The organism is Methylobacterium sp. WL18, from assembly GCF_008040015.1.
GTDB lineage: Bacteria > Pseudomonadota > Alphaproteobacteria > Rhizobiales > Beijerinckiaceae > Methylobacterium > Methylobacterium mesophilicum.
In genome coordinates this window covers 1-431 of sequence record NZ_VRVD01001356.1, presented here as the reverse complement: position 1 = coordinate 431, position 431 = coordinate 1, and the positions used below count along the sequence as shown (strand labels likewise).

General features: G+C 72.6%; 1 protein-coding gene. It reads left to right on the top strand.

What is annotated here, in order from left to right; all coding sequences use genetic code 11:
• A partial coding sequence (locus FV228_RS32720) for a MarR family transcriptional regulator (protein ID WP_147858049.1) occupies positions 1-431 on the top strand: 431 nt, incomplete at both ends.

The following is a 431-nucleotide window of genomic DNA, read 5'->3' as shown; positions in this document are numbered from 1 at the left end:
CCCCGTCGGCCGGACGGCGCGGCCGCGGCCCCCGCGCACGCCCTCGGCAGCGACGACCTGATCGAGCTGCTGTTCTTCGCCTACCGGGACTTCGTCGGCGACCCCGACCGGATCCTCGCCGCCTACGGCTTCGGCCGGGCGCATCACCGGGTGCTGCACTTCGTCGACCGCTATCCGGGGCTGACCATCGCGGAGCTGCTCGACATCCTGCGGATCACCAAGCAGAGCCTCAACCGGGTGCTGAAGGACCTGATCGGGCAGGGCTACGTCACCCAGAAGACCGGACCGAGCGACCGCCGCCAGCGCCTGCTGTACTGCACCCAATCCGGGGCCGAGCTGGCCGCCGACCTCACCCGCGTCCAGGCCCGGCGCCTGGCCCGGGCGCTCGCCGCGCCGGACGCGCTGGGCTCCCCGGAGGATTTTTTGATGGC